At 36.8% G+C, this 3,034-nt stretch carries 6 protein-coding genes and 1 pseudogene; 5 read left to right on the top strand and 2 right to left on the bottom strand.

Annotated elements, in window-relative coordinates; genetic code table 11:
* A partial coding sequence (locus ACFIO5_RS13620) for a helix-turn-helix domain-containing protein (protein WP_522729878.1) occupies nucleotides 1-102 on the bottom strand: 102 nt, incomplete at its 3' end.
* A 62-nt stretch (nucleotides 103-164) separates the two neighbouring features.
* Between ACFIO5_RS13620 and ACFIO5_RS09610 the strand changes: the two genes are divergently transcribed.
* The 5 genes and pseudogenes from ACFIO5_RS09610 (at nucleotide 165) to ACFIO5_RS09595 (ending at nucleotide 1,733) form a co-directional block, all read left to right on the top strand.
* Nucleotides 165-479, top strand: coding sequence for a type II toxin-antitoxin system RelE/ParE family toxin (locus ACFIO5_RS09610; protein WP_375634175.1), 315 nt, complete (start codon nucleotides 165-167; stop codon nucleotides 477-479).
* A gap of 16 nt (nucleotides 480-495) precedes the next feature.
* Nucleotides 496-792, top strand: a complete 297-nt coding sequence (locus ACFIO5_RS09605) for a HigA family addiction module antitoxin (protein ID WP_004861504.1) — start codon at nucleotides 496-498, stop codon at nucleotides 790-792.
* Between the two features lie 110 nt (nucleotides 793-902).
* Nucleotides 903-1,073, top strand: a pseudogene (locus ACFIO5_RS13615) (BrnA antitoxin family protein); the annotation flags it as partial.
* Nucleotides 1,074-1,201: 128 nt separating this feature from the next.
* Nucleotides 1,202-1,465, top strand: a complete 264-nt coding sequence (locus ACFIO5_RS09600; protein WP_375612164.1) for a type II toxin-antitoxin system RelB/DinJ family antitoxin — start codon at nucleotides 1,202-1,204, stop codon at nucleotides 1,463-1,465.
* Nucleotides 1,452-1,733, top strand: a complete 282-nt coding sequence (locus tag ACFIO5_RS09595; protein WP_375634173.1) for a type II toxin-antitoxin system YafQ family toxin — start codon at nucleotides 1,452-1,454, stop codon at nucleotides 1,731-1,733. The genes ACFIO5_RS09600 and ACFIO5_RS09595 overlap by 14 nt, the downstream gene beginning before the upstream one ends.
* A 44-nt stretch (nucleotides 1,734-1,777) precedes the next feature.
* Here the strand turns inward: ACFIO5_RS09595 and ACFIO5_RS09590 are convergent, their stop codons facing one another.
* Nucleotides 1,778-2,290: an antA/AntB antirepressor family protein gene (locus ACFIO5_RS09590; RefSeq protein ID WP_375634171.1), complete on the bottom strand. Its 513-nt coding sequence runs from the start codon at nucleotides 2,288-2,290 to the stop codon at nucleotides 1,778-1,780.
* Nucleotides 2,291-3,034 lie beyond the last annotated feature (744 nt).

Here is a 3,034-nt window from a genome sequence, read left to right as displayed (position 1 = left end):
AAATTTACCTGTCTTTATCCGAGAAACCACTGCATTATGTGAAACACCCATCTTCTTCGCAAACGCACGAACCGATAAACCCTTACGATGCTTCTTTGTCATTGCCATCTCTTTTACTAAATATTTTTCAACATTCATCCTTTTCTTTAGATTGGTATCATGATATGATACATAAAAGAGTGAATGAAGGTGATTTGGTGATTGAATCTTTTGCTGATAAGCGGTGTAAAGATCTTTTAGAAGGTAATCCGCCTAAAGGTTTTCCAACAACTCTAGTACGTATAGCCCAAAGAAAATTGTTTATGCTCGATAAAGCGGTTGATCTTAAAGATTTACGCAGTCCTCCAGGAAATCGTTTAGAAGCATTGAAAGGAGAGCGTAAAGGTCAATATTCTATTCGTATTAATGACCAGTTTCGTATTTGTTTTGAATGGCGCTCTAATGGCGCTTATGAAGTTGAAATCGTAGATTATCATTGATCTGTAGGAGGTCGAGATGAAAAATTATATTGCTATTCATCCCGGAGAAATTTTACGAGAGGAATATTTAAAAGAATATGCTCTCTCTGCTTATGCCCTTGCAAAAGCATTAAATGTTCCACGCACGAGAATAGAACGTATTGTTGCTGAAAATAGTCCGGTGACTCCCGATACTGCTCTCAGATTAGCCTATTTTTTTGATACTACTGCTGAATTTTGGCTCAACATGCAAGCTGCTTATGACGTTAGTATATTACAAACTGAAAAAGCAGACGAATTTGCCAAAATCAATAAATTTGAATGTAGGGTTTAATGATCTTTCCACTCATGAAGTTTTAAGACGTAACAGATAATTGACGATCCGGTATAATCGAGTGTATATTCCGATATGCAAACGGATACGCTCCAAGTCACACGAGAATTATTGGTTTTCAAAAAAACTTTAAAATAAGATGCGGCTACACAAAAGAAGATTTGGAAGCCGTGGATTCTCCACCATTGACAGATGAAGAACTTGCACGTCTAAAGCCAGCTAAAGATGTTTTACCACCCTCCTTCTTTAAATATGTAACAAAAGAACGCCGTAAACGTGGGTAAAAGTCTTAAAAAAGCAAGCGGTTGTTAAGCCAAACGATCTCGCCACTCTAAAAAATGTGCTTTACAGTTGAAATTAAACTTCAATTGTATTACATTGAAATACAGTTACAAGAGGAGAAATCATTATGGCTGCCAGTCGCATGGTTCAAGCGCGTGTACCAGAAGAAATTCAAAATATCGCTAGTCAAGTTATTCAAGCGTCAGGTTTATCAGTAAGTGATGTTGTGAGAGTGTTGATGACGCGTATTGCACAAGATAAAGCTATTCCGTCCTTCTTGTTTCAACCTAATGCGGAAACTATAGCGGCTTTTGCAGAACTAGAGGAAGGTAACTTAAAAAAGTTTCATTCCGTAGACGAATTATTTGATGATCTCTATGCGGACGATTGAACGTACCACTATCTTCAAACGTGATTTCAAGCGTGAAATGAAAGGACGGTATCGGCATCTTTTAGATACTGATTTGCGCCAAATCATTGCAGCATTAGCAAATGACCAGCCTTTAGAACCTCGATATTATGACCATGCATTAACTGGGAATTGGAGCAATTATCGAGATTGCCATATTCGACCTGACTTAGTATTGATTTATCGCTTGATTGGTCAAGATCGATTGATTTTAGTGCGTCTGGGCTCCCATTCAAAACTTGATCTTTAAACCACCTCCCCATTTTGAGAACGGGGAAGGAAGATGTTTTAAGTCTAAGCTACTTTTGCAATCGGAGTCGCTAAAACTCGTTTAGCTTCTTTTGTAACTGATTTGTAATGATCAAGCTCTTTTTCGAGGTTATTTGCATCTAACAAACGTCTCATCACCAATCCTAAGATTTCTTCAACACCAGCAGTTTTTTTTAAACACTCATAAGAAAATAATTCATTATCAACAAATTGGCTTTTTAGTTTCTTCTCGCACTCAATAAAATAACGGCGTGCTTGACGTCCTTTCTCGTTACGTTCCACCATTGAGAGCTCTTTCGCCATGTCTAATGTGATGTGGTATTCTGTACTTGGACGACCGCTTTTAGGTTTTACTAAATTTTTAGTAAAACTCACAAAGTCCTTATTTTCTAGGAAACCATATTCTTTAATACGATTAATGATCCAATCGTTAAAACGAGATGTGACCTTCAAAAACATATGCAACTCACGTGCATTTACTGCTTGAACAGTTTCTTGATCAATTGTTTGTTCTGTAATTTTAATAAGAGTGTTCATAATGAACTCCTAGTTGTTAAGGTTTTCTATTGACATCCGAAGAGGATGCCGGGCGCTAGAAAACACGGCAACTAGCCCGTCGTTACGCCTTTCCCATAAAGGGTATTGTATAGCATAACCACACCCGACAATATTATTATATGCGTGTAGCATACAATGAGTCAAAGCTTTTAGTTTGCGGAAGATCAGTTATTTCGGCAACCAATCCGCTAGTTGTTTTCAGGTGTTTTCTAGGCACCTGATTCGAAGATACCTATTACTGTAGAATTGTCAAGTAATAAAAATTACTTTTTGCTAAGAAAACGTTTCACATACTGTACAGTGTACATATTGAAATTGTTATTTATCAATAAGTTAAGTGTACAATGTACAGTCAATTTGAAAATTCTGTCGCTAGCGATAGTTTGCGCTGTCCTGCCCCGCAACGAAGCCAACCCGCTGGGAGTACCTTTTGAATTGATTTTATTGACTTTTTTTATGAAAAAACAAAGCATAAATGATGATCTTTTTTTAAATTGCAATAAGAATATGTAATGCTTAAACTCATAAGGATATGGAATATATAGATAAAGCTTGAGAACATGATCTAGCCTTTCTTGTTGGCAGCATATTCTTGACGTTTAAGTTGTCTCTGTATGTTTTCAGTTAATCTTTCATTGGCATATTGTGCAATAGCACTTGCAATCTCTGGTTTGGACATCATTCCAGCAATTGAGGGTCCTTCTTGTTTTGCAATAGGGAATT

It is taken from the genome of Bartonella sp. AA86SXKL (assembly GCF_042196885.1).
Note: the sequence above shows the minus strand (reverse complement) of the source record. Positions and strands in the feature narration are given on the sequence as shown.

Excerpts from the sequence above, each read along its gene's own strand:
- ACFIO5_RS09590 (WP_375634171.1), bottom strand. The coding sequence starts at position 2,290 with ATGAACACTCTTATTAAAATTACAGAACAAACAATTGATCAAGAAACT.
- ACFIO5_RS09595 (WP_375634173.1), top strand. The coding sequence starts at position 1,452 with ATGCGGACGATTGAACGTACCACTATCTTCAAACGTGATTTCAAGCGT.
- ACFIO5_RS09600 (WP_375612164.1), top strand. The coding sequence starts at position 1,202 with ATGGCTGCCAGTCGCATGGTTCAAGCGCGTGTACCAGAAGAAATTCAA.
- ACFIO5_RS09610 (WP_375634175.1), top strand. The coding sequence starts at position 165 with ATGATACATAAAAGAGTGAATGAAGGTGATTTGGTGATTGAATCTTTT.
- ACFIO5_RS09605 (WP_004861504.1), top strand. The coding sequence starts at position 496 with ATGAAAAATTATATTGCTATTCATCCCGGAGAAATTTTACGAGAGGAA.